General features: G+C 64.2%; 18 protein-coding genes. 10 read left to right on the top strand and 8 right to left on the bottom strand.

Features of this window, described 5'->3' with window-relative positions:
- Positions 1-30 precede the first annotated feature (30 nt).
- From ugpC to IEJ03_RS11185, 7 genes are all read right to left on the bottom strand, one after another.
- On the bottom strand, positions 31-1137 hold the full coding sequence (gene ugpC / locus IEJ03_RS11215) for a sn-glycerol-3-phosphate ABC transporter ATP-binding protein UgpC (protein WP_192034943.1): 1107 nt from the start codon (positions 1135-1137) through the stop codon (positions 31-33).
- 46 nt (positions 1138-1183) lie between these two features.
- Entirely contained in the window at positions 1184-2833 is a 1650-nt protein-coding gene (locus IEJ03_RS11210; RefSeq protein ID WP_192034942.1) for an alpha-glucosidase, read from the bottom strand.
- A 26-nt stretch (positions 2834-2859) separates the two neighbouring features.
- Positions 2860-3702, bottom strand: coding sequence for a carbohydrate ABC transporter permease (locus tag IEJ03_RS11205; RefSeq protein ID WP_192034941.1), 843 nt, complete (start codon positions 3700-3702; stop codon positions 2860-2862).
- Positions 3699-4673: a sugar ABC transporter permease gene (locus tag IEJ03_RS11200; protein WP_192034940.1), complete on the bottom strand. Its 975-nt coding sequence runs from the start codon at positions 4671-4673 to the stop codon at positions 3699-3701. Before IEJ03_RS11200 ends, IEJ03_RS11205 begins: the two co-directional genes overlap by 4 nt.
- Positions 4674-4685: 12 nt before the next feature.
- Positions 4686-5981 carry an ABC transporter substrate-binding protein gene (locus tag IEJ03_RS11195; RefSeq protein ID WP_242458116.1) on the bottom strand — a complete coding sequence of 432 codons (1296 nt, stop codon included), beginning with the start codon at positions 5979-5981 and terminating at the stop codon, positions 4686-4688.
- A gap of 234 nt (positions 5982-6215) precedes the next feature.
- Entirely contained in the window at positions 6216-7142 is a 927-nt protein-coding gene (locus IEJ03_RS11190; protein WP_192034938.1) for a lysine exporter LysO family protein, read from the bottom strand.
- Between the two features lie 213 nt (positions 7143-7355).
- Positions 7356-8069: a hypothetical protein gene (locus tag IEJ03_RS11185; RefSeq protein WP_192034937.1), complete on the bottom strand. Its 714-nt coding sequence runs from the start codon at positions 8067-8069 to the stop codon at positions 7356-7358.
- 185 nt (positions 8070-8254) lie between these two features.
- On the opposite strand from IEJ03_RS11185, the gene IEJ03_RS11180 reads away from it, so the two are divergent.
- Both IEJ03_RS11180 and IEJ03_RS11175 read left to right on the top strand, forming a co-directional pair.
- Positions 8255-8812 carry a DJ-1/PfpI family protein gene (locus IEJ03_RS11180; protein WP_192034936.1) on the top strand — a complete coding sequence of 186 codons (558 nt, stop codon included), beginning with the start codon at positions 8255-8257 and terminating at the stop codon, positions 8810-8812.
- 169 nt (positions 8813-8981) lie between these two features.
- A complete protein-coding gene (locus tag IEJ03_RS11175) occupies positions 8982-9569 on the top strand; it encodes a TetR/AcrR family transcriptional regulator (protein ID WP_192034935.1) in 588 nt (195 codons plus the stop codon).
- 207 nt (positions 9570-9776) lie between these two features.
- On the opposite strand, the gene IEJ03_RS11170 is transcribed toward IEJ03_RS11175, so the two are convergent.
- The gene (locus IEJ03_RS11170) at positions 9777-10724 is read right to left on the bottom strand and encodes a glyoxylate/hydroxypyruvate reductase A (RefSeq protein WP_192034934.1); all 948 of its coding nucleotides are present in this window, start codon (positions 10722-10724) and stop codon (positions 9777-9779) included.
- A 287-nt stretch (positions 10725-11011) separates the two neighbouring features.
- On the opposite strand from IEJ03_RS11170, the gene doeA reads away from it, so the two are divergent.
- The 8 genes from doeA (at position 11012) to IEJ03_RS11130 (ending at position 22149) form a co-directional block, all read left to right on the top strand.
- Positions 11012-12211 (top strand): ectoine hydrolase DoeA, encoded by a 1200-nt coding sequence (gene doeA, locus IEJ03_RS11165; protein WP_192034933.1) that lies wholly within the window; start codon positions 11012-11014, stop codon positions 12209-12211.
- Positions 12212-12221: 10 nt separating this feature from the next.
- Positions 12222-13253, top strand: a complete 1032-nt coding sequence (gene doeB, locus IEJ03_RS11160) for a N(2)-acetyl-L-2,4-diaminobutanoate deacetylase DoeB (RefSeq protein ID WP_192034932.1) — start codon at positions 12222-12224, stop codon at positions 13251-13253.
- A 7-nt stretch (positions 13254-13260) separates the two neighbouring features.
- Positions 13261-13731 carry an Lrp/AsnC family transcriptional regulator gene (locus IEJ03_RS11155; protein ID WP_192034931.1) on the top strand — a complete coding sequence of 157 codons (471 nt, stop codon included), beginning with the start codon at positions 13261-13263 and terminating at the stop codon, positions 13729-13731.
- A gap of 154 nt (positions 13732-13885) precedes the next feature.
- Positions 13886-14755 carry a carbon-nitrogen hydrolase family protein gene (locus IEJ03_RS11150; protein ID WP_192034930.1) on the top strand — a complete coding sequence of 290 codons (870 nt, stop codon included), beginning with the start codon at positions 13886-13888 and terminating at the stop codon, positions 14753-14755.
- A 181-nt stretch (positions 14756-14936) separates the two neighbouring features.
- The gene (locus IEJ03_RS11145; protein ID WP_192034929.1) at positions 14937-16406 is read left to right on the top strand and encodes a biotin carboxylase; all 1470 of its coding nucleotides are present in this window, start codon (positions 14937-14939) and stop codon (positions 16404-16406) included.
- Positions 16407-16453: 47 nt separating this feature from the next.
- A complete protein-coding gene (locus IEJ03_RS11140; RefSeq protein ID WP_242457944.1) occupies positions 16454-17452 on the top strand; it encodes a C45 family peptidase in 999 nt (332 codons plus the stop codon).
- A 76-nt stretch (positions 17453-17528) separates the two neighbouring features.
- On the top strand, positions 17529-20318 hold the full coding sequence (locus IEJ03_RS11135; RefSeq protein WP_192034927.1) for an aminotransferase class I/II-fold pyridoxal phosphate-dependent enzyme: 2790 nt from the start codon (positions 17529-17531) through the stop codon (positions 20316-20318).
- Positions 20319-20655: 337 nt separating this feature from the next.
- The gene (locus tag IEJ03_RS11130) at positions 20656-22149 is read left to right on the top strand and encodes an NAD-dependent succinate-semialdehyde dehydrogenase (protein WP_192034926.1); all 1494 of its coding nucleotides are present in this window, start codon (positions 20656-20658) and stop codon (positions 22147-22149) included.
- The last annotated feature ends 90 nt before the right edge of the window (positions 22150-22239 follow it).

Below are 22239 nucleotides of genomic sequence, written 5' to 3'. Positions count from 1 at the left end.
CGAGGTATTTGTCGAGGTTTCTGGGAACCCTTATGCGGCTGCGGCGGCCTTGGCGAGGGGCAGGGCCCGGTCGCCGGCATCGAACAGGTGCACGTGCGCAAGCTCCGGCACGAGTGCCACCTGCTGGCCGATCTGCCACTGGCTGGGGGCCTCGCTGCGGTGGATCAGCAGCGCCTCGCCGGCCTTGGGCTCGAGATAGACATAGACCTCGTTGCCCAGGTACTCGACGTTGACGATCTCGAAGCGGTTGTCGCCGCGGGGTTCGGCCAGGGTCAGGTGCTCGGGGCGAACGCCCAGGGTCAGGTCGGCGCCGCGAGGCTGGCCGTTGGCGTCCTGGGGCAGGGCCAGCTCACCGAGGCCCTCGGCCTTGACCCGACATGTCTCGGCGTCAGCGCCAAGGAGCTGTGCCGGCAGGAAGTTCATGGTCGGCGAGCCGATGAAGCCGGCGACGAACTTGGTGGCGGGCTGCTGATAGAGGGTCTGGGGACTGCCGACCTGTTCGATGCGGCCATCGCGCAGCACCACGATCTTGTCGGCCAGCGTCATGGCTTCTACCTGGTCGTGGGTGACGTAGACCATGGTCGAGCCCAGGCGCTGGTGCAGTCGGGCGATCTCGTTGCGCATCTGCACCCGCAGCGAGGCGTCCAGGTTGGAGAGCGGCTCGTCGAACAGCAGGATCCGCGGCTCGCGGGCCATGGCGCGGCCCATGGCGACCCGCTGACGCTGGCCGCCGGAGAGTTCCTTGGGCTTTCTGTGCAGGAGCTCCTCGAGCTGCAGGATGCGCGCCGTTTCCATCACCCGCTGCTCGATGCTCTGCTTGTCGGTCTTGGCAAGCTTCAGGCCGAAGGCCATGTTCTCGTACACCGTCATGTGCGGATAGAGGGCGTAGGACTGGAAGACCATGCCGACACCGCGCTCGCGGGGAGGCAGGTCGTTGACCAGGTCGTTGGCGAAGTGCATCTCGCCGTCGGTGATCGACTCCAGCCCGGCGATCAGGCGCAGCAGGGTCGATTTGCCACAGCCCGAGGGGCCGACGAAGACCACGAACTCGCCATCGCCGACCTCGAGGTCGAGATCCTTGATGATGTGGGTGCTGCCGAAGACCTTGTTGATCTTTTGGAGGTTCACGCTTGCCATCTTGCGACTCCCTGCCGGCGCCTGGAGCGCCGGCATCTGGAAAGGGTTAATCGAGCGATATAAAGGCGGCCTGATAGGCCGGCAGGACCAGCTGCGAGGACTCGAGGCTTGCCTGGAAGCCGGGGCCGTCGAGTAGCCGGGCACCCTCGCCGAGCGTGGCCGGCAGCGGCGTTTCGCGAGGCTCGCCGGTCAGGTTGAAGACGCACAGCAGCCGCTCGCCGCCCCTCTCCGTGTCACCCTCGCCGCCCGCCTCGCGGATGAAGCCGAGCAGGTCCTCGCCGACCTCGACCAGGCTCAGGCCGCCGTCGATCAGTGCCGGGTGGCGGCGGCGGAAGGCCAGCATGGCGCGGGTGGCGCCCAGCACCGAGTCCGCGTCGTCCTGCTGGTTGGCGACGGCCAGCGGGAGATGGCGCTCGTCCACCGGTAGCCAGGGCTCGACGGAGGAGAAGCCGCCCTGCTCGCCCTGGGTCCAGGGCATCGGCGTGCGGCAGCCGTCTCGGCCCTTGAACTCCGGCCACAGCACCTTGCCGTAGGGGTCCTGGATGCGCTCGAAGGGCACCTCGGCCTCGGGCAGGCCGAGCTCCTCGCCCTGGTAGAGACAGACGCTGCCGCGCAGCGACAGCACCATGGAAAGCGCCACCTTGGGGTAGGCGACCGGATCTTCGCCTTCGCCCCAGCGGGTCGCACTGCGCACCACGTCGTGGTTGGACAGCGCCCAGCAGGGCCAGGCATCGCCGGCCAGGCGCTGGAAGCGTTCGATCACCTCGCGGATATAGCCGGCCGAATGCGGGGCATTGAGCAGGTCGAAGCCGTAGGCCATGTGCAGCTTGTCGCCGCCGGCGGTGTACTCGGCCATGCGCGCGAGCGGGTTGTCGTCGCCGATCTCGCCAACCGTGGTGGTGCCGGGGAACTCGTCCATCAGGGCGCGCAGGTCCTTGAGGAAATCCAGATTCTCCGGGCGGCTCAGGTCATAGACGTGGCGCTGCCAGGTGTAGGGGTTGGTGGCCGGCGCTCCCAGGGTCTTGGCCTCGCCCGCCGGTACCGGCGGGTTGTCACGCAGCTCGAGGTCGTGGAAGTAGAAGTTGACCGTGTCGAGACGAAAGCCGTCGACGCCGAGCTCGAGCCAGAAGCGCATGTTGTCGAGCTGGGCCTGACGCGCCTGCGGGTTGTGGAAGTTCACGTCCGGCTGGCTTTCCAGGAAGTTGTGCAGGTAGTACTGCTGGCGGCGTGAATCGAAGGTCCAGGCCGAGCCGCCGAAGATCGACAGCCAGTTGTTCGGTGGCGTGCCATCGGGCTTGGGGTCGGCCCACACGAACCAGTCCGCCTTGTCATTGGTGCGATCCTGACGGCTCTCCTGGAACCAGGGATGCTGATCGGAGGTGTGACTGATCACCTGGTCGATCATCACCTTGAGGCCCAGTGCATGGGCGCGCTCGAGCAGCGTCTTGAAGTCCTCGAGGGTGCCGAACATCGGGTCGACATCGCGGTAGTCGCTGATGTCGTAGCCGAAGTCGAGCATCGGCGAAGTAAAGAAGGGCGACAGCCAGATGCCGTCGACGCCCAGCGACGCCACATAGTCGAGCTTGTCGGTGATGCCCGGCAGATCGCCGATGCCGTCGCCGTTGCTGTCTAGAAAGCTGCGCGGGTAGATCTGGTAGATGACGCCACCGCGCCACCAGAAGGTTGTATCTTGCATCTTGGATTCCATTGATGACATGAGGCTTATCCCTTGACGGCGCCGGCGGTGAGGCCGGAGACGATGCGGCGCTGGAAGATCATCACCAGGATGACCAGCGGCACGGTGACGGTGACCGAGGCGGCCATGATCGGCCCCCAGGGCAGCTCGTGCTGGCTGCCGCCGGAGATCAGTGCGATGGCCACCGGCACGGTGCGCTGGCTGTCGGTGAGGGTGAAGGTCAGGGCGAACAGGAACTCGTTCCAGGCGGCGATGAAGGCCAAGAGGCCGGTGGTGGCCATGGCCGGCCACATCAGCGGCAGGAACACCTTGGTGATGGTCACCCAGGGGGTGGCGCCGTCCATGATGGCGGCTTCCTCGAGCTCCATCGGCAGCTGACGCATGAAGGTGGTCAGCACCCAGACGGTGAACGGCAGGGTGAAGATGGTGTAGCTCAGGATCAGGCCGCCGGGGCTGTTGTACAGGTTCAGGGTGCGAATGACCTCGAACAGCCCCGAGAGCACCGCGACCTGGGGGAACATGGAGACGCCGAGGACCACCAGCATCACCGTGGTGCGGCCGCGAAAGCGCACCCGACCCAGCGCGTAGGAGGCGGTGATGCCGAGCAGCAGGGCGATGAACACCACGCTGATGGCGACCAGGATCGAGTTACCGATGGCTTGCACGAAGCTCTTCTGGGAGAAGATCTGCGCATAGTTGCTGAAGTCCACCGAGGACAGCCAGTAATCGACCTGGAATAGCTCGCTCGAGGGCTTCAGCGAGGTGATCACGGCGTAATAGAAGGGGAAGATGGCGTAGACCATGATCACCGCGATCAGGGCCCATTTGCCGACCTGTTTGGCGAGCTTGATCTGCTGATAACGGTTCATTCGTCGACTCCCAGCTGGCGGCGGCCCAGATACAGATAGAGGATGGTCACCAGTGCGATGATCAGGAACAGCAGGGTCGAGGCGGCGCTGCCGTAGCCCACGTCCTGGAACTCGACCAGCTGCTGGCGGGCGTAGATCGACATGGTCATGGTGTTGGTGGAGTTCGAGGTCAGCACGTAGATGACGTCGAACACGCGCAGGGCGTCGAGCAGGCGGAAGATCACGGCGACCAGCAGGGCCGGGGTGATCAGCGGCAGGGTGACGCGGAAGAACACCTTGACCGGATGGATGCCGTCGACCTCGGCGGCCTCATAGCAGTCCTTGGGCAGCATCTGCAGGGCGGCCAGTACCAGCAGGGCGACGAAGGGAATGGTCTTCCAGACATCGACCATGATCACGGCCCACATCGACAGGTCGGCGTCGGCGGTCCAGGCCAGGGGTGCATCGATCAGGCCCAGGGTCATCAACAGATGGTTGATGATCCCGAACTGGTCGTTGAGCATCCAGGCCCACATCTTGGCCGAGACGATGGTGGGGATGGCCCAGGGAATCAGCACCGCGGCGCGCACCAGCATGCGGCCCTTGAACTCGGCGTTGAGCAGCAGGGCAACGATGATGCCGAAGACCACCTCCAGTGACACCGACACCACCGAGAAGAACAGGGTGTTCCACACCGACTGCCACCACACCGGGTCGGTGAGGATGCCGTACCAGTTGCCATCATCGAAGACCAGGTAGTTCTCGATGCCGATCCAGGCGGCGCCGGCGGTGTCCGAAAGCGAAGCGTCGGTGAAGCTGAAGTAGAAGGTTCGCGCCAGTGGCCAGCCGGCCACCATCGCCAGGGTGATCAGCATCGGGATCAGGAACAGCCAAGCGGCGCGCACCCGCTGGCGGCGCACCTTCGTGCCCCGATAACCCGCCTTGGTGGTGCGCCCCAGCTGAGGGGCGCTGTCGGTTGCAGGGATGGACATGTCGGCCTCCGGTTACCAGCGACGGCGCTTGATGCGCGACAGTTCGCTATCCAGCTGAGATACCGCCTCGGCGCCGCTCAGATCGCCGGACAGCACGCTGTGGGTGGCGTTGAAGAAGCTGTTGCTGACGCGGCCGTAGTTGTCGCCGGTGGGAGCGGAGGGCCGCGCCACGGCGTTAGTGAAGGTGTCGTAGAGGGTGCCGAAGAAGGGCACGGCCGCCAGTACCTGCTCGTCTTGATAGAGGCTGGCAATGGTCGGGTTGTAGGCCCCTTCGATGGCGCGACGCTTCTGCTCGGCCTCGCCGGTCAGGAAGGCCACCAGGTCGGCGGCAACCTCGGGGGACTCGGTGTACTTGGAGACCGCCAGGTTCCAGCCGCCCAGGGTCGCGGCGCTCTGGTTTTCGCCGCCCGAAGCCGCGGCGCTGCCGCCGTCGGCGCCATGGGGCAGCTTGACCACGCCGACCTTGCCGGCCACGTCGCTGTCCTCGCTCTGGGCCAGTGACCAGGCGTAGGGCCAGTTGCGCATGAAGACCGCATTGCCAGACTGGAAGACCCCGCGGGCCTCTTCCTCGGTGTAGTTGAGCGCGCCGGCCGGGGAAATGTCGCCGATCCAGCTCGCCGCCAGGTCCAGCGCCTCGGCGGCCTTGGCGTTGTCGATGGTGATCTCGCCGTCGGCGTCGACGATGGTGCCGCCGCCGTGGCTCGCCACCCATTCCAGGGCGTTACAGGTCAGCCCCTCGTAGGCGCGGCCCTGGAAGACGTAGCCCCACATCTTGTCGTTGCCGGTGGCCCGTTCGGCGTCTTGGATCTCCTCGGCGATGGCGGTCATCTCTTGCCAGGTCTCGGGGGCCTCGTGGCCATATTGCTCGAGCAGGTCCTTGCGGTAGTAGAGCACGCCGGCGTCGGTGAACCATGGCATGGCCACCAGTCGGTCGTCGACGGTGTTGTTGGCGACGATGGTCTCGAAATGATCGGCGGCGACGTCCTCGCCGAGGACCTCGCGCAGGTCGAGCAGATGGTTGGCCAGCAGGCCCGGCCAGACCACGTCGATCTGCATCACATCGATGTCGCTGGACTGGGCGGAGAGGATCTGCTGATAGAGCGACAGCCGCTCGGTGGAGGAGTTGGGGGTCGAGACGATATTGACGGTGTGGCCGGTCTTGTCTTCCCAGGCCTTGACGCCTTCCTCGCACAGGGCGAGCTCGGCGCCGACGGCACCACAGGAGATGGTCAGCTCATCGGCCTGCGCCTGAGTGGCGGCGGTACCGGCGACGCTTGCCAGGGCGATGGCGGGAATCAGCTTCTTGATCATCAGGCATTCCTCGTCGTGTTCTTGTTGTGTGGATGGGCAGACCTCGGCGGCGCAAGGCAGCTTAAGGCGATCACGAATGAACTTAATCGTTTAAGTTAAGCGGTAAGGGAACACTAGCCCCGGCCTCCGGTGCCATCAACCTAGACTTTGGGTGCTTAGACTTTGGGCGTAGGGAGGCGCCGGTCGTCATGAGGCCCGGCGCAGGATGAAGGTCCTTCGTTGAAGGACGGCTCAGAGCGAGAGCAGGAAGAGAATCAGCGGCGGGGAGAGCAGGGAGAGGATGAAGCCGCTGACCACGGCGATGGGCACGCAGGTGACGCCCCCGTGCTGCTGGATCACCGGCAGGGTGAAGTCCATCGAGGTGGCGCCGCCATAGCCGATGGCCAGTGGGGTGGCGCGGCGAATCAGCAGCGGAATCAGGATGAAGGCCACGAGTTCTCGTGCCAGGTCGTTGAAGAAGGCCACGCCGCCCATCAGCGGCCCCAGCTGATCGCCGATCAGGATGCCGGACAGCGAGTACCAGCCGAAACCGGCGGCCATGGCCAGTCCCTCGTTCCATTCAAGCGACATCAGTGGCGCGGCGATCAGGCCGGCGGCCAGCGAGCTCACCGCCACCGTGGCGGCGATCGCCAGGCCATGGCGGTTGAGCAGGATCTGGCGCAGCGACATGCCGGAGTTGCGCAGCTGACAGCCGATCAGTGCCAGCAGCAGATAGAGAACCCATTCGGCGAGGGTCTCGGCGCCGCCATGCAGCCCGGCGATGGCCAGCGCCTTGCCGGCGAGCCCCAGCAGGACGCCTGCGATCACCACCCCGACCAGCAGCAGCGAGCCGCCCATGGCCGCCAGCTTGCTGGTGGGGGCACCCCTGACGACCGGGGTACCGCTGGCGTGCAGGGCGCTGCGCCGGGAGAGCCACCACAGGGCCGGCAGGTTGCAGGCGGCGGTGATCAGGAACAGCAACAGGGTCTGGCCGCCCAGTCGCGATAGCTGTCCGCCCAGGTCGTCGAGGCCGGCCAGGCCCACGCCCATCAGCAGCAGGATGACGTAGATGGCACCATTCACGGCGCGGTTGACCGCCATGAGCAGACCTTCATGGTTAAGCGGCACCAGGTAGCCGAGGATCAGGGGCAGCAACACGATCAGCAGGCCGGACAGCATCGGATCTCCAAAAGCCAGGGGTCGCCGACGCGGCGACCGTAAGGCGCCACTGTAACGAGACTCTTATATGAGGAGAAATGATTTTCGCTGATGGGAAATCAGCAGGAGTAATAAGTGCGATGGAGCCTCATTCGCCCCGCTGTTTTGGACAGCTGGCCGCTGGGCTGCCGTTGAGTCGCTATTGCTCAGACGGGGCAGCCCAGTCGGCGCTGCTCAGTTGGCTCGGGCCAGGGTCTGGGAACGCAGCCGGTGCAGGCGCATGCGACTCTTGCGTTCCCCGTCCTTGAAGTAGTCCGCCGCCAACAACAGGCCGGGCAGCCGAGGGCTAAAGGTCAGCCGAAGGTCGCGGCCGGGACGTTCGCTTCGCCACAGGGCGACGGTCACGGCCGAAAAGGTGCCGGCGGGCAGCTCCAGGGTGGTGGTCTCGAGGCGCCGGTAGTGGAAGCGCTTTTCCTCGCCCTCGTAATCGGTGTAGGTCAGGGTGCAGGGGGCTACCTGGGGGTGCCAGCAGGTGGCGGCTTCGGCCTGTCGCGACAGCGCGAACAGGGCCGCCTGACGATCGGGCCAGGCCCCAAGCTCGTCGCGGCCCATGCGGTAGTCCTTGCTGATACCGAGCAGCGAGTAGCCGCTGGCATAGTCGCGGCTGGTCACGCGGTCGCTTTCGAGGGTGAAGCGGCTGCGCTCCCAGCCGCTGGCCACCGCAATGCGAGCACGCATCTCGCTGATCCAGGCATCGCCTTCACGCCTGAGGCGGTGCGTGACGTCGGTGTCCGGCCAGCCCTCGATCTCGAGCCGGTAGGTGGCTTCGAAGGCGCGCGGCGGGGCGACAGCGCCGTCGGCAAGGGCGCTTAATGGGGCAATGAAGGCCAGGGCGAGGCCGAGCAGCAGTCCCGCCAGGCGCCGCTGGCGCAATGGCTTGTGGTTCATCTGCATCTTTTCCCCGGGCCGGTGTCTGGTAATCAACAAGGTTGAGATAGGCCGGGCGGTGAAAGGTTCCACGGCTATCGTTGTCGTGAATTGCGCGCTAACCTGCCAGGGCGATATCGCAAGGGCCCGGGATCGATCGTGGCCCAGTGCATTGCCCTGTCACTCATGGACAAGAGGATTTTTCGATGGCCAAGCTTCTGTTGATTGCCGGCGACTTCGTCGAGGACTACGAGATCATGGTGCCTTTCCAGGCCCTGCAGGCCATGGGACACCGGGTCGATGCCGTCTGCCCGGACAAGCGCGAGGGCGACAGCGTCAAGACCGCCATCCACGATTTCGAGGGCGATCAGACCTATACCGAGAAGCCAGGGCACAACTTCGCCCTCAACGCCACCTTCGCCGAGATCGATCCCGCCGACTATGACGGTCTGGTCGTGCCGGGGGGGCGGGCGCCGGAGTACCTGCGCCTCGACGAGCGGGTGCTGGAGCTGGTGCGTCACTTCTTCGATACCGACAAGCCGGTAGCGGCCATCTGCCATGGGGCGCAGCTGCTGGCGGCGGCGGTGTCCCTCGACAAGCGTCGGGTGTCGGCCTATCCGGCCTGCGCGCCGGAGGTGTACCTGGCTGGTGGCGACTTCGCCGATATCGCCGTAACCGATGCCATCACCTGCGGCAAACTGGTCACCGCGCCGGCCTGGCCTGCGCATCCGGAATGGCTCAAGCAGTTCAACGCCCTCCTGTAAGGCCACCAGCGGGCGACAAGGGCCGGAGGCGATGCACGTCTCCGCCCTTCCGGCGCCACGGATCGCCGGGCAGGTTCGCACCTGCCCGGTGTCTTGCGTATCATGGCGATTCAGAGCCCCAAGCGCTCTCATAATCCCGGCATTTCCCCCTTTCAAGATCGCCCCCGCCATGACCTCCAAGCATGCCTCCACCCGCGACACCCTGATCCACGTCGGTGCCGAGCTGATTGCCGAGCAGGGCTATCATGCCACTGGCCTTAATGCCGTGCTCAAGGCGGCGGCGGTGCCCAAGGGCTCCTTCTATCACTACTTTGCCAGCAAGGAAGATTTCGGACTGACGGTGATCGACGCCTTCGCCGAGACCTATAAGCCGCGCTTGGACGCCTTGGTCGTCGATGACGGTCGCGCGCCACTCGACCGCCTGCGACGCTTCTTCGCGGCCGGGCGCGATGACATGGCCGGCTGCGATCACAGTCGCGGCTGCCTGATCGGTAGCCTCGGGCAGGAGCTGTCGGCCAGGAGCGACCAGTTCCGCGAGCGCCTCGATACCATCCTCAAGGGTTGGGAGACGAGGATCGCCGGCTGCCTGGAACAGGCCCTGGCAAGGGGCGAGCTTTCCCCGGAGGCCGACAGCGCCGCCCTGGCGAGCTTCATCCTCAGCGGCTGGCAGGGCGCGCTGCTGCGGGCCAAGACCCTCAAGTCGGTGACGCCGATGCAGCACTTCGAGGATGTCCTGTTCGCCCGGGTGCTGCGCTGAGGCTCAGTTCTTGGCGGCAAGCCCCGCGAGGCTGGGACTGAGGGTGACGGGATAGCCTGAGCCTGCGGCCTCTCGTCTATCGCCTTCCGTGCCCCTTTCTTCTCTTTCTCTCTCGCCCTCTTTCTCACCTCTTTTGTCGCCCATGTCTCGTCCTCGTCGAGCCGGCGCAGGGCGTCCCTTCAGCGTAGGCAGTTGTCAGACAGCGTCTCAGTAGCCGGCCGCGGGGTCGATGCTCGGCACCGACTCGCCGGCCTGCCAGGCGCGCAGGGTCGCGATGACCTGCGCAAGCGCCGCATCACGGGGTGTGGGCGCGGCCATGTGCGGCGTGATCAGCACCCGCGGGTGCTGCCAGAGGGGGCTGTCCGCGGGCAGTGGCTCGACCGGGAAGGCGTCCAGTACCGCCCCCCGCAGCCGTGCGTCGCCTTCATCCTCGCGGTCGGCGGGCCCCAGGGCCTCGAGTAGCGCGGTCTCCTCGATCAGGCTGCCGCGGCCGGGGTTGATCAGGCTGGCGCCCCGGGGCAGGGCGGCCAGGGCCTCGGCGTCGATGATGCCCCGGGTCGCCGGGGTGTCCGGCAGCAGGGTCACCAGGCTCGTCACCTGGCCAAGCAGCGCCTTGAGGCCTGCCTCGCCGTGATGACAGGTGATGCCGTCCAGGTTCTTGGGGCGGAGGCTCCAGCCGTGGACCGGAAAGCCATCGGCGGCCAGCGCTTGTGCCACGCGCGCCCCGATGGCGCCGAGCCCCAGCACGCCGATCGCCCAGTCCGCCTTGGGCACCAGCGGCTGTTCCTGCCACTGAAGGTGGGCCTGCTGGCGCGCGTAGCGATCGAAATCGCGCTGGAAGTGCAGTACGGCGTAGCGCACGTAGTCGATCATCGGATCGGCCATGCCGGCATCACGCAGTTTGACGATCGGCACCCCGGGCGGCAGCGACGGGTTGGCGAGCAGGGCATCCACGCCAGCGCCGAGGTTCAGGATGCCCTTGAGATGGGGCTGCTCCTCGAAGAGCCAGCCGGGCGGTTGCCAGGCCACTAAATAGTCGGCGTCCTGGCGGAGCTCCAGCGAGGCCTCGCTGGTGACGACACTGGCCGTCGGCAGGGCGTCGGCGATGGCCGCGCGCCACTGCTCGGCATCGGTAGAGTGGATCAGGATCTGCATGGCAAACGGCTCCTTGGCGGCGGCTGAGATGAGTGGGTGGCATCGGCCATGCACAGGGGCTGGCAGGTGTCGTGAAAAAGGCAATAAAGCCTTTGACGGGGGGCTCGCGGCCGGTGCTAGTATCAGCATCAGGTCATTGACCTGAAATGTCATGATCGAGTGTCAAGCACTTGATGGCAATCGCTATTTGCCGGGGGTGAGTCCCCCCCTGGGGTGATGACACGCCGTATGGTCCCGGCCTTGAATGTCAAGGCCGGTTTTGGTGATTCTTTGATGGCGAATGGCCCATGATTCAGGTTTCCCTGCCCTTCACGCGTGAGGAGTACGCCAGCCGGCTGTTGAAAGTGCGTGCCGAAATGGCCAGCCGCGGTATCGACGTGATCATCGTCAGCGACCCCTCCAACATGGCGTGGTTGACCGGCTACGATGGCTGGTCCTTCTATGTCCACCAGTGTGTGCTGGTGGGTCTCGAGGGCGAGCCGGTCTGGTATGGCCGACGGATGGACGCCAACGGGGCCCTGCGGACCTGCTGGATCGACCCGGACAACATCACCTATTACCCGGATTACTACGTGCAGAATCCGGACATGCATCCCATGGACTACCTGGCGCAGACCATTCTGCCCTATTACGGCTGGCATACCGGCGTGGTCGGCATGGAGATGGACAACTACTATTTCTCGGCCAAGGCCTACCAGAGCCTAGTCCGCGAGTTGCCTCACGCCCGCTTCATCGATGCCAATGCCCTGGTCAACTGGTGCCGGGCCATCAAGTCGTCCCAGGAAGTCGAGTACATGCGGGTGGCGGCGAAAATCGTCGAGGGCATGCACTCCCGCATCCTCGAGATGATCGAGCCGGGGCTGCCCAAGTCGAAGCTGGTCTCGGAGATCTATCGGGTCGGCATCGAGGGCTGGCGCGATGAGCAGGGCAAGATCTTCGGCGGCGATTACCCGGCCATCGTGCCGATGCTGCCGACGGGCACCGATGCCGCGGCCCCGCACCTCACCTGGGACGACACGCCCTTTCGCAAGGGCGAGGGTACCTTCTTCGAGATCGCCGGAGTCTACAAACGCTATCACGCTCCGATGTCGCGCACAGTGTACCTGGGCACGCCGCCACGGGATTTCATTCGTGCCGAGTCGGCGCTACTCGAGGGCATCGAGAACGGTCTGGCGGTGGCCAAGCCCGGCAACCGCACCGCGGACATCGCCATGGCGCTGGGCTCTGCCATGGACAAGTACGGCTTCGACCGCGGCGGGGCGCGCTGCGGCTATCCCATCGGCATCAGCTATCCGCCGGACTGGGGGGAGCGCACCATGAGTCTTCGCCCCTCCGACGAGACCATTCTCGAGCCTGGCATGACCTTTCATTTCATGCCGGGGCTGTGGGACGAGGACTGGGGGCTGGAAATCACCGAGAGCATTCTGATCACCGAGACAGGCTGCGAGACGCTGGCGGACTTCCCGCGCCAGCTGTTCGTCAAATAAGGAGACCCCCATGAGCATGTCAGCCAGTCGGCTGCGGCCGAGCCCCATTTCCTCAACGGTCGACTTCGACGCCGAGGGCGTTCAGCACGGCTTCCTCAAGCTGCCGATCTCCAACGACGAGTCGGCCTGGGGGGCGGTGATGATCCCGATTACCGTGATCAAGCACGGCGAGGGCCCCACGGCGCTACTCACCGGCGGCAATCATGGCGACGAGTACGAGGGCATGACCGCATTAATGAAGCTGGCCAATGACCTTCGCGCCGAGCAGGTTCACGGCCGGGTGATCATCGTGCCCATGATGAACACCCCGGCCGCTCAGGCCGGTCGGCGGACCTCGCCGATGGACAGCGGTAATCTGAATCGCAGTTTCCCGGGCAACCCGGATGGTGGCGTGACCGAGCAGATCGCCGACTACTTCACCCGCTATCTGGTGCCGATCTGCGACGTGGTGCTGGATCTGCATTCGGGTGGGCGCACCCTGGATATCGTGCCCTTCGCTGCCTCGCATCAGCTCGAGGACAAGAACCTGCAGCGTCGTGCCCTGGAAGGCGCCAAGGCCTTCGGTGCGCCCACCGCGATGATGATGTTCGAACTCGATGCCGAGAAGCTCTTCGACACCGCCGTCGAGCGCCAGGGCAAGGTCTTCGTTGCCACCGAGCTGGGCGGTGGTGGCACCACTACCCCTGAGCGTCTGAGGATCGCCGAGCGCGGGGTCAACAACTTCCTGATTCACTACGGGCTGATCGATGGCGAACTCGAGGCGCCGCCCGAGCCACAGGTCTACGTCGACATGCCGGATGCCTCCTGCTACGTGCAGAGTGAGCATCAGGGCCTGCTGGAGCTCACGCTGGCGCTGGGCGATGCGGTCGAGGCCGGTCAGGTGATCGCTCGGGTCTACGACATGAGCCGCACCGGCACCGCGCCGATCGAATACCGTGCCGAGCGCAGCGGCCTGCTGGTGGCGCGGCGCTTCCCGGCCCAGGTGGGCATGGGCGATACCATCGCGGTCATCGCCGATATCGTCGACGCCCTGGACGGATGAGGCCACGATGAAGCTCGACCGCTATGACCTGAAGATTCTCGAGATCCTGTCCAAGGACGGGCGCATCACCAAGTCGCGCCTGGCCGAGGCCATCAGCCTGTCCGTCAGCCCCTGCTGGGAGCGGGTCAGGCGGCTCGAGAAGGCCGGCATCATCGAGGGCTACGGGGCGCGCATCAATTCCCGGGTGATGGTGCGACGCACGCCGGTCTGGGTGCAGATCGAGCTCAAGTCCCATCATGCCGCCGATTTCCAGCGCTTCGAGGCCGAGGTCATGGCGACCCCCGAAGTCACCGAGTGTGTGGCCGTGGGGGGCGGCGTCGATTATCTGATCAAGGTCGAGGCCGAAACCATCGATGCCTATCAGCGCCTGATCGATGGCTGGCTGATGTCGGAGATCGGTATCCAGCGCTATTTCACCTACATCGTCACCAAGACCGTCAAACATGCTGCCCCATCGATCGAGCTGGGACTCGATTAAATGGGGCCCGTGTAAATCTAGTGGATTCCACTTCACGCAAAACTGACATAAGCTGGGATCGTAGCGAGCAGATTGGCGATAACGCCTACTACGAGGGTGATTGGCGCTGGACGGCGCCGGTTGTTTTTTAGGCTATCGCATAACAGAGGTTCGCATGTCTTATTTCACGATTGCCGGGGTGCAGCTTCAGGCACCTCACCACGGTGATAACACCGATGCCATGCGCGCTCGCATCGAGATGCTGGTGTCGCGTTTTCCCCATGTGCAGATGGTCGTCTTCAGTGAGCTGATCGCCCATGGGGCCTCGCCGCTGAACGCACAGCCCATGCCCAGTGGCACCGAGGCCATGTTCTGTGAACTGGCCGAGAAGCATCGTCTGTGGCTGATTCCCGGCTCGATGTTCGAGCGGGTAGGTGAGCGCGTCTACAACACCCTGAGCGTGATCAATCCCCAGGGGCAGGTGGTCAACCGTTTCCGCAAGCTGTTCCCGTTCCGCCCCTACGAGGCGGGCGTCGAGGGCGGCACCGAGTTCGTGGTCTTCGACGTGCCCAACATCGGTCGCTTCGGTGTCTCGATCTGCTACGACATGTGGTTCCCGGAAACCACGCGCACCCTGGCCGCCATGGGCGCCGAGGTGATCCTGCATCCGACCATGACCGATACCATCGACCGGGATATCGAGCTGTCGATCGCCCGCACCAATGCCGCGGTCAACCAGTGCTATTTCTTCGATATCAACGGCGCCGGTGCGCTGGGCAACGGCCGCTCGATCGTGGTCGGGCCGTCCGGTGACGTGATTCATCAGGCCGGTATCGGCGAGGAGATCATGCCGATCGAGATCGACGTGACCCGGGTGCGACGCGAACGCGAGGCGGGGCTGCGCGGGCTCGGTCAGCCGCTGAAGAGCTTCCGCGACCGTCAGGTGGACTTTTCGCTGTACCGGAGCGAGACCGGCTCCACTCCCTTCCTCGATACCCTGGGCCCGCTGGCGAAGCCGGCGCGTCGGGATATCGAGCCCTATTGAGTCGGCTGCCTGACGACGGGCGGCCCGCATTGAAAAGGAGTTCATGGTGGCACCCCCCATCCCCCAAGGATTACAACGTCTGCTCTCTCGCCTGAGGAGTCTCCTGAGCGCCACCCGAAACGGTGGCGTTCCCCATCCTGCCCAAGCCACTCAGGATCGTCATTCAAAAGGAGTCAGCGCCATGACAACAAAACTGACTAGCATCTCCGACGTGCGCCGTTTCTTCCATAACAACAAGGAACCGGTCTATTTCATCTCGGCGACCAATTTCAACCTGCTGGGGATCGGTGACTGGGTGGGTAACTTCCGCCACATCAACTACATCAACTGCTTCGATGACAAGCAGAAGAATGTCTTCGTGCCCAAGGAGAAGTTTCCGCGCGACTTCGAGAGCATCGAGGACATCAACAACTATCTGCTCGAGCACAAGGAGGTCATCGACTACATCCGCTCCCGCGGCGAGCAGGGCGTGGCGGCCTTTTTGATGTTCGATGAGCACACCGAGGAAATCTGCGAACAGCTCGGGCTGCGGGTGGCCTTCCCGCCGGCCAAGCTGCGTTCGCGGATGGACAACAAGATCGAGACGGTGCGCATCGGCAACAAGGTGGGCGTGCCCAGCGTGCCCAACGTGCTGGCCAAGGTCGACAGCTATCAGCATCTGCTGGAGATCAGCAAGGAGCTGGGGACCCACGATCTGGTCATCCAGTCGGCCTTTGGCGACTCCGGCCACACCACCTTCTTCGTCTCCAACGAGGATGAGTATTACCGCTACGCCGAAGAGATCGAGGCCGAGGAAGAGGTCAAGATCATGAAGCGCATCAACTGCCGCGGCTCGGCCATCGAGGCCTGCGCCACGCGCTGTGGCACCGTGGTGGGCCCGCTGATGACCGAGCTGGTCGGCTTCAAGACGCTGACGCCTTATAAGGGGGGCTGGTGCGGCAACGAGATGTTTGCCGGTGCCTTCACCCAGGAGGTGCGCGACAAGGCCCAGGAGTACACCAACAAGTTCGGTGAGGCGCTGCGCGAGGAGGGCTATCGTGGCTACTTCGAGCTCGACTTCCTGATCGACATGGATACCAACGAGGTCTATCTCGGCGAACTCAACCCGCGGGTGACTGGCGCCAGCTCGCTGACCAACGTCGCGGCCTTTGCCCACTCCGACGTGCCGCTGTTCCTGTTCCACCTGCTCGAATTCTCGGGCCAGGACTTCGACATCGATATCCAGGCCGTCAACGATCGCTGGGCGCACCCGGACAGCATCGACAGCTGGAGCCAGCTGGTGATCAAGCACACCGATGAGTCGGTGGACCTGCTCACTCAGGCGCCGGAGTCCGGGGTCTGGCGCATGGCGGCGGATGGCAGCATCGCCTACGACCACTATGATTCGCATCCCCACGCCGCCGAGAGCGAGCAGGAGGCCTTCTTCATGCGCATCAGCGGCGTCGGTGACTTCCGCTACGAGGGCGCGGATCTCGGCATCCTGATCACCCGCGGTCGCCTGATGGATGACGACTTCCAGCTCAACGAGCGCGCCAAGGCCTGGATCGACGGCATTCGCGGGCAGTTTGCCGGTCAGTCGGTGCAGGACCCGGTCGTCGAGCAGGTCGCCGTGAACCATGCGGTGGGCGGCGGCAACTTCAAGATCCTTTGATCATGGATACCGCAACAGGACGGTCCGGACGCCACTGGCAGGCAGACATGGCCAAGCAACTGGCCTTTCGCACCGTCCACGAGCCGCAGGCCGGTGCGAAGTGGCAGTCGCTGTTCGAGCTGCACTGGTCGGCCTACGAGCGCTGGTTCCTGTCCGAAGGCGAGCGGGAGCGGCCAGGCTATCTGGCCGGCTTCAATGCCCTGCGACGCCACATGCCCGAGCTGCTGCCGACTTACGAGCGGCTGTGTGCGCTTGCCGGCGGCGGCGATCTTTCCTCGCGCATGCTGAGCCTGTATCGGCCGCCGGCCTATATCACCGGCTGTTCCCAGGCGGTGCTGGCCAATGGCAACAGCAATGTCCTGGTGCGCAACTACGATTACCCGCCCGAACTGTGCGAGGGTACCATCCTGTCATCGTGCTGGAACGGTCGCCAGGTGATCGCCATGACCGATTGCCTGTGGGGCGTGCTCGATGGCATGAACGACAGTGGTCTGGCGGTCTCCCTGGCCTTCGGTGGCCGGACCGTGGTCGGCGATGGCTTCGGGGCGCCGATCATCCTGCGCTATATCCTCGAGTTCTGTGACACCACCCCCGAGGCGGCCGAGGTCTTGGCGCGGGTGCCCACCCACATGGCCTACAACATCACCGTCAATGACGCCCAGGGGCGCTACGTCACGGCGATGATCGCGCCGGATCGCAAGGCCACCATCAAACGCGTGCCGGTGGCCACCAATCATCAGAAGAAGATCGAGTGGTACGCCCATGCGCTGGCCTCCGAGACTCTGATTCGCGAGCGGCAACTCTCGATTCTGGTCGACGACGATGCCACAACCGAAGAACGTCTGGTCTCGGCGTTCTTTGCACCGCCTTTGTATCGCACAGACCACCGGCGCGGACTGGGCACCGTTTACACCTCGGTTTATCGCCCTCTGCAGGGTCGTGTGCAATTCCACTGGCCTGAGCATGAGGTCGATCTGAGCTTCACGCATTTTCCCGAGACTAACTTCACCATTCACTACGGGCCCCGGCACCACGGTGCCGGCTAGCCTCTCGGTTTCGCTGCGCGGGCAGGATGCTCGCAGCAGCCGCAATAATGACAAGCAGCACTGCTGGGGAAGCGCCATGAGTGAGACGATTGGAACAGACACGCCATATACGGCTCTGGGGTTCTACCACAAGATCTCCCAGCTACGCGCAGATACATGGAATGCCCTCAAGCGGGATCTTGGCAAGCTGGTACAGCTGAAGGACGATGCCCAGGCGCGAAACCTGGTCAAGGCCGTTGATATCAAGCTGACCCGGCTGGAGATCATCGAGGACTATCACGCCTTCCCGTCCAAGGAAGACTTTCGGCATCTCTGGCACCTGTTCAACCGCCAGGAATATTCGCTGCTGGAGAAGGTGGTCAAGCGCCTGGTCCGGGCGATGATCAGCGAGTCCTACCGCCGGCGTCACGTCGACCTCAGCGAGACCGACGCCGATGCCGAGGATCTCGAGACCCTGGATGCCCTGGCGCAGCTGCGCCGTGGTCACCCGACCTCGAACAGTTCCTCGCAGCCCTACTTCGAGGTGCTGATCGTCGATGCCATGTCGCTGCAGGAAGAGGAAGTGGTGCGCGAGGCGTTCCACAACCTGCGCCGTCCCGAAGACAAGTTTGTCTATGACGTGGTGACGGTGCGCAGCTTCGAGGATGCGCTGATCGCGATCCTGGTCAACCCGAATATCCAGGCGTGCCTGATCCGCTACGAATTCCCCTACAAGTCGAAGTACAACTTAAGCGCGCTGCGCAACTATCTGGAAGGCATCTCCGAGGTCGAGCTGGAGAGCAAGTCCGAGGCCGAGCGCAGCATCCTGCTGAGCTCGATGATTCGCGAGATTCGTCCGGAAATCGACCAGTTCCTGGTCACCAGCGGCGATGTGGAAGTCACCGCCAGCAAGGACATCCGTCACTTCAACCGGATCTTCTATCGCGAAACGGATTACATCGAGCAGCACCATACGATCCTGCGGGCGATCGATAACCGTTTCCGCACGCCCTTCTTCGATGCGCTGCGCGAGTACAGCCGCAAGCCCACCGGCGTCTTCCATGCCATGCCGATTTCCCGGGGCAAGTCGATCACCCGCTCGCACTGGGCCGGGCAGATGATCGACTTCTACGGCATCAATATCTTCCTCGCCGAGACCTCGGCGACTTCCGGTGGCCTGGATTCCCTGCTGCAGCCCTATGGGCCGATCAAGAAGGCGCAGGAGTATGCGGCCCGTGCCTTTGGCTCGCGGCAGAGCTTCTTCGTCACCAACGGCACCTCGACGGCCAACAAGATCGTCGTTCAGGCGCTGATCAAGCCCCACGACATCGTGCTGGTCGATCGCGACTGCCACAAGTCGCACCATTACGGCATGGTGCTGAGCGGCGCCCACGTGGCTTATCTGGATTCGTACCCGCTCAACGATTATTCGATGTATGGCGCCGTGCCGCTGCGCGAGATCAAGAAGACGCTGCTGGAATACAAGCGCTCGGGGCAGCTCCACAAGGTCAAGATGCTGCTGTTGACCAACTGTACCTTCGATGGCGTGGTCTATAACGTGCGCCGGGTCATGGAAGAGTGCCTGGCCATCAAGCCTGATCTGGTGTTCCTGTGGGACGAGGCCTGGTTCGCCTTCGCCACCTTCAACCCGACCTATCGGCCGCGCACCGCGATGCATGCCGCGCGCCATCTGCGCGACCGCTACCGTAGCGAGGAGTATGCCAAGGAATACGCGGCCTGGAAGGCGGAGTTCGATCAGCTCGATCCCGACGACGATGCTACCTGGCTCGATCGACCGCTGATGCCGGATCCCGAGGCCGTGCGAGTGCGCACCTATGCCACCCACTCGACCCACAAGACCCTGACCTCCCTGCGCCAGGGCTCGATGATCCATGTCTACGACCAGGACTTCCGCCAGAAGGTCGAGGCGCCGTTCCACGAAGCCTACATGACGCATACCTCGACCTCGCCGAACTACCAGATTCTGGCTTCCCTGGACGTGGGGCGGATGCAGGCCGAAATGGAGGGCTTCGAGCTGGTGCACTCCCAGGTCGAGGCGGCGCTGTCGCTGCGTGAACAGCTCTATACCAACCCGCTGTTGAAAAAGTATTTCGAGGTGCTCAAGAACAGTGACTTGGTGCCTGCCGAGTTCCGTCAGTCAGGGGTCGAGACCTACTATGACCCCAATGCCGGCTGGAACAAGATGGAGGAGGCCTGGGCCCAGGACGAGTTCGTGGTCGACCCGACCCGCATCACCCTGTCGATTGGCAAGACCGGTATCGACGGCGATGCCTTCAAGAACGACTACCTGATGAACCAGTACGGCATCCAGATCAACAAGACCTCGCGCAATACCGTACTGTTCATGACCAACATCGGCACCACCCGCGGGGCGATCGCCTACCTGCTGGACGTGCTGATCAAGCTGGCCAAGTCCTTCGATCGGCGCTGGGAGGAAAGCAGTCGCCCTGAGCGCAAGATCATCGAACATCAGATTCAGTCGCTGACCCATGATCTGCCGCCGCTGCCGGACTTCAGTCGCTTCCATGATGCCTTCCGGCCGCATGTGGCGGACGGTACGCCGGATGGTGACATTCGCCGCGCCTACTTCTTGAGCTATGACGAGGAGAACACCGAGTACCTGCGCTTCGACAACGGGGAACTGCAGCGCGCCATGGCGGCAGGACGTGATGTCGTCTCGGCAAGCTTTGTGATTCCCTATCCGCCCGGCTTCCCGGTGCTGGTGCCGGGTCAGGTGATCAGCGAGGAGATTCTGTATTTCCTTCAGGCGCTGGATGTTACCGAGATCCACGGCTATCGCCCGGAGCTTGGTCTGATCGTGTTCACCGAAGAGGCGCTGCTGGCGACCTCCGAGGGTGCCGACTGACGCGCTCGGGTCGCTTTAGCCCCACCACCTTAGCTCCACCATTTAGTACCGCAGTAGCGCTAAGCATTGCCATCGCCCCGGCCCTTCGGCCGGGGCGATGGCGTTTCTGGCCCTCATGTTTTCTCCCCTGTGTTTCCCGGTCAGATGGTTGTGTGAATCGAGCAGAAAATTCTGTCGCTTTCGGTCAGAACGCGGAAAAAACCTCGCGCCAAGGGCAGTCCAACAAAAAGTCTCGTTAGCCAGGACGCCTTACCCTGTAGGCATCAGGCGGCGACTGCCGCCCGAGCCAATTTTCGGTGCCAGCGCCATTGACGCTGTTCTCCCAGGGAGGTGTTTCATGAAAGTGTCCACGACGGTGACTCAGCGACTCGACGATCCCCGCCTGTTCCGCCAGTACGCCTATGTCGACGGCAAGTGGACCCATGGCGATGGTGGCCGCGAGGAGGCCGTGACCGACCCGGCCACCGGTGAGGTCCTTGGGCATATTCCCTGGCTGGAGGCCGACCAGATTCGCGGTGCCGTCGATGCGGCCGAGCGAGCCTTCGTCCAGTGGCGGGCGCTGCGCGCCGACGAGCGTGCCGAGCGTTTGCTGGCCTGGTATGACCTCTTGCAGGCACACCGCGAGGATCTCGCCATCCTGATGTCCATGGAGCAGGGCAAGCCGCTGCCGGATGCCCGGGGCGAGGTGGAATACGGCGCCAGCTTCATCAAGTGGTTCGCCGAGCAGGGCAAGCGCACCTTCGGCGAGACCATTCCCAGCCACATTCCCAATGCGGCCCTGGGCACGATCAAGGAACCGGTCGGTATCGCCGCCCTGATCACGCCCTGGAACTTCCCGCTGGCGATGATCACCCGCAAGGCGGCGGCTGCCATGGCCGCGGGCTGCCCGGTGATCGTCAAACCGGCCGGCGAGACTCCGTTCTCGGCGCTGGCACTGGCCGAGCTCGCCGAGCGGGCCGGCATCCCGGCGGGCATCTACAACGTGGTGCTGGGCGAGCCCGCGGAGGTGTCCTCGATCCTGTGCGGTGAGGAGCGCGTCAAGGCGCTGTCCTTCACCGGCTCCACCCGGGTCGGGCGGCTGCTGCTCGAGCAGTGCGCCGGCACCGTCAAGCGGGTGTCGCTGGAACTGGGTGGCAATGCGCCCTTCATCGTGGGGCCGGACATGGACCCGCGGGAGGCCGCCCTGGCGGCGGTCGCCGCCAAGTTCCAGACCGCCGGCCAGGACTGCCTGGCGGCCAACCGTATCCTGGTGCACGAATCGATCCATGACGCCTTCGTCGAGCATTTCGCCGAGCGGATGGCGGCGCTGACCGTCGGCAACGGCCTGCAGAGCGAGGTCGATCTGGGCCCGCTGATCCATGGCCAGGCGGTCGAGAAGGCGGCGAGCATCGTCGATGACGCCATCTCCCGGGGCGCGACCCTGGTGGCCGGCGATCAGTCGGCGGCGCCCGGGCCCAACTTCTTCATGCCGGTGCTGCTGACCGGGGTGACCCCCGAGATGAAGGTCTGGCGGGAAGAGAACTTTGCCCCGGTGGCCGGCATTACTGCCTATGGCGACGACGATGAAGTCATCGCCATGGCCAACGATACCGAATACGGCCTCGCCGCCTATGTCTACACCCACGACATCCGGCGCATCTGGAAGCTGTTGCGGGCACTCGAGTTCGGCATGGTCTCGGTCAACTCGGTCAAGATGACCGGTCCGCCGATTCCCTTCGGCGGCGTCAAGCAGTCCGGCCTCGGGCGTGAAGGTGGCGTCGGCGGCATCGATGAATACCTGGAGACCAAGTACTACTGCCTGGGCGCGCTGGGCTCGGTTTCAGGTAGTTAAGCTAGCCTGGCCATCGCTCGCAGGGTTCTAGCACTTATTGGATAACGGTCTTGGCTGATGTGATGCCAAGCCATGCACATACTCCCCGAT

The sequence above is a fragment of the Halomonas sp. YLGW01 genome (assembly GCF_014840935.1).
Taxonomy (GTDB): Bacteria; Pseudomonadota; Gammaproteobacteria; order Pseudomonadales; family Halomonadaceae; genus Onishia.
The sequence above is the reverse complement of the archived record's forward strand: the minus strand, read 5'-3'. Positions and strand labels throughout refer to the sequence as shown.

Coding starts and splice junctions, on each gene's coding strand:
- ugpC (WP_192034943.1), bottom strand. CDS start 1,137: ATGGCAAGCGTGAACCTCCAAAAGATCAACAAGGTCTTCGGCAGCACC.
- IEJ03_RS11210 (WP_192034942.1), bottom strand. CDS start 2,833: ATGCAAGATACAACCTTCTGGTGGCGCGGTGGCGTCATCTACCAGATC.
- IEJ03_RS11205 (WP_192034941.1), bottom strand. CDS start 3,702: ATGAACCGTTATCAGCAGATCAAGCTCGCCAAACAGGTCGGCAAATGG.
- IEJ03_RS11200 (WP_192034940.1), bottom strand. CDS start 4,673: ATGTCCATCCCTGCAACCGACAGCGCCCCTCAGCTGGGGCGCACCACC.
- IEJ03_RS11190 (WP_192034938.1), bottom strand. CDS start 7,142: ATGCTGTCCGGCCTGCTGATCGTGTTGCTGCCCCTGATCCTCGGCTAC.
- IEJ03_RS11185 (WP_192034937.1), bottom strand. CDS start 8,069: ATGAACCACAAGCCATTGCGCCAGCGGCGCCTGGCGGGACTGCTGCTC.
- IEJ03_RS11180 (WP_192034936.1), top strand. CDS start 8,255: ATGGCCAAGCTTCTGTTGATTGCCGGCGACTTCGTCGAGGACTACGAG.
- IEJ03_RS11175 (WP_192034935.1), top strand. CDS start 8,982: ATGACCTCCAAGCATGCCTCCACCCGCGACACCCTGATCCACGTCGGT.
- IEJ03_RS11170 (WP_192034934.1), bottom strand. CDS start 10,724: ATGCAGATCCTGATCCACTCTACCGATGCCGAGCAGTGGCGCGCGGCC.
- doeA (WP_192034933.1), top strand. CDS start 11,012: ATGATTCAGGTTTCCCTGCCCTTCACGCGTGAGGAGTACGCCAGCCGG.
- doeB (WP_192034932.1), top strand. CDS start 12,222: ATGAGCATGTCAGCCAGTCGGCTGCGGCCGAGCCCCATTTCCTCAACG.
- IEJ03_RS11155 (WP_192034931.1), top strand. CDS start 13,261: ATGAAGCTCGACCGCTATGACCTGAAGATTCTCGAGATCCTGTCCAAG.
- IEJ03_RS11150 (WP_192034930.1), top strand. CDS start 13,886: ATGTCTTATTTCACGATTGCCGGGGTGCAGCTTCAGGCACCTCACCAC.
- IEJ03_RS11145 (WP_192034929.1), top strand. CDS start 14,937: ATGACAACAAAACTGACTAGCATCTCCGACGTGCGCCGTTTCTTCCAT.
- IEJ03_RS11140 (WP_242457944.1), top strand. CDS start 16,454: ATGGCCAAGCAACTGGCCTTTCGCACCGTCCACGAGCCGCAGGCCGGT.
- IEJ03_RS11135 (WP_192034927.1), top strand. CDS start 17,529: ATGAGTGAGACGATTGGAACAGACACGCCATATACGGCTCTGGGGTTC.
- IEJ03_RS11130 (WP_192034926.1), top strand. CDS start 20,656: ATGAAAGTGTCCACGACGGTGACTCAGCGACTCGACGATCCCCGCCTG.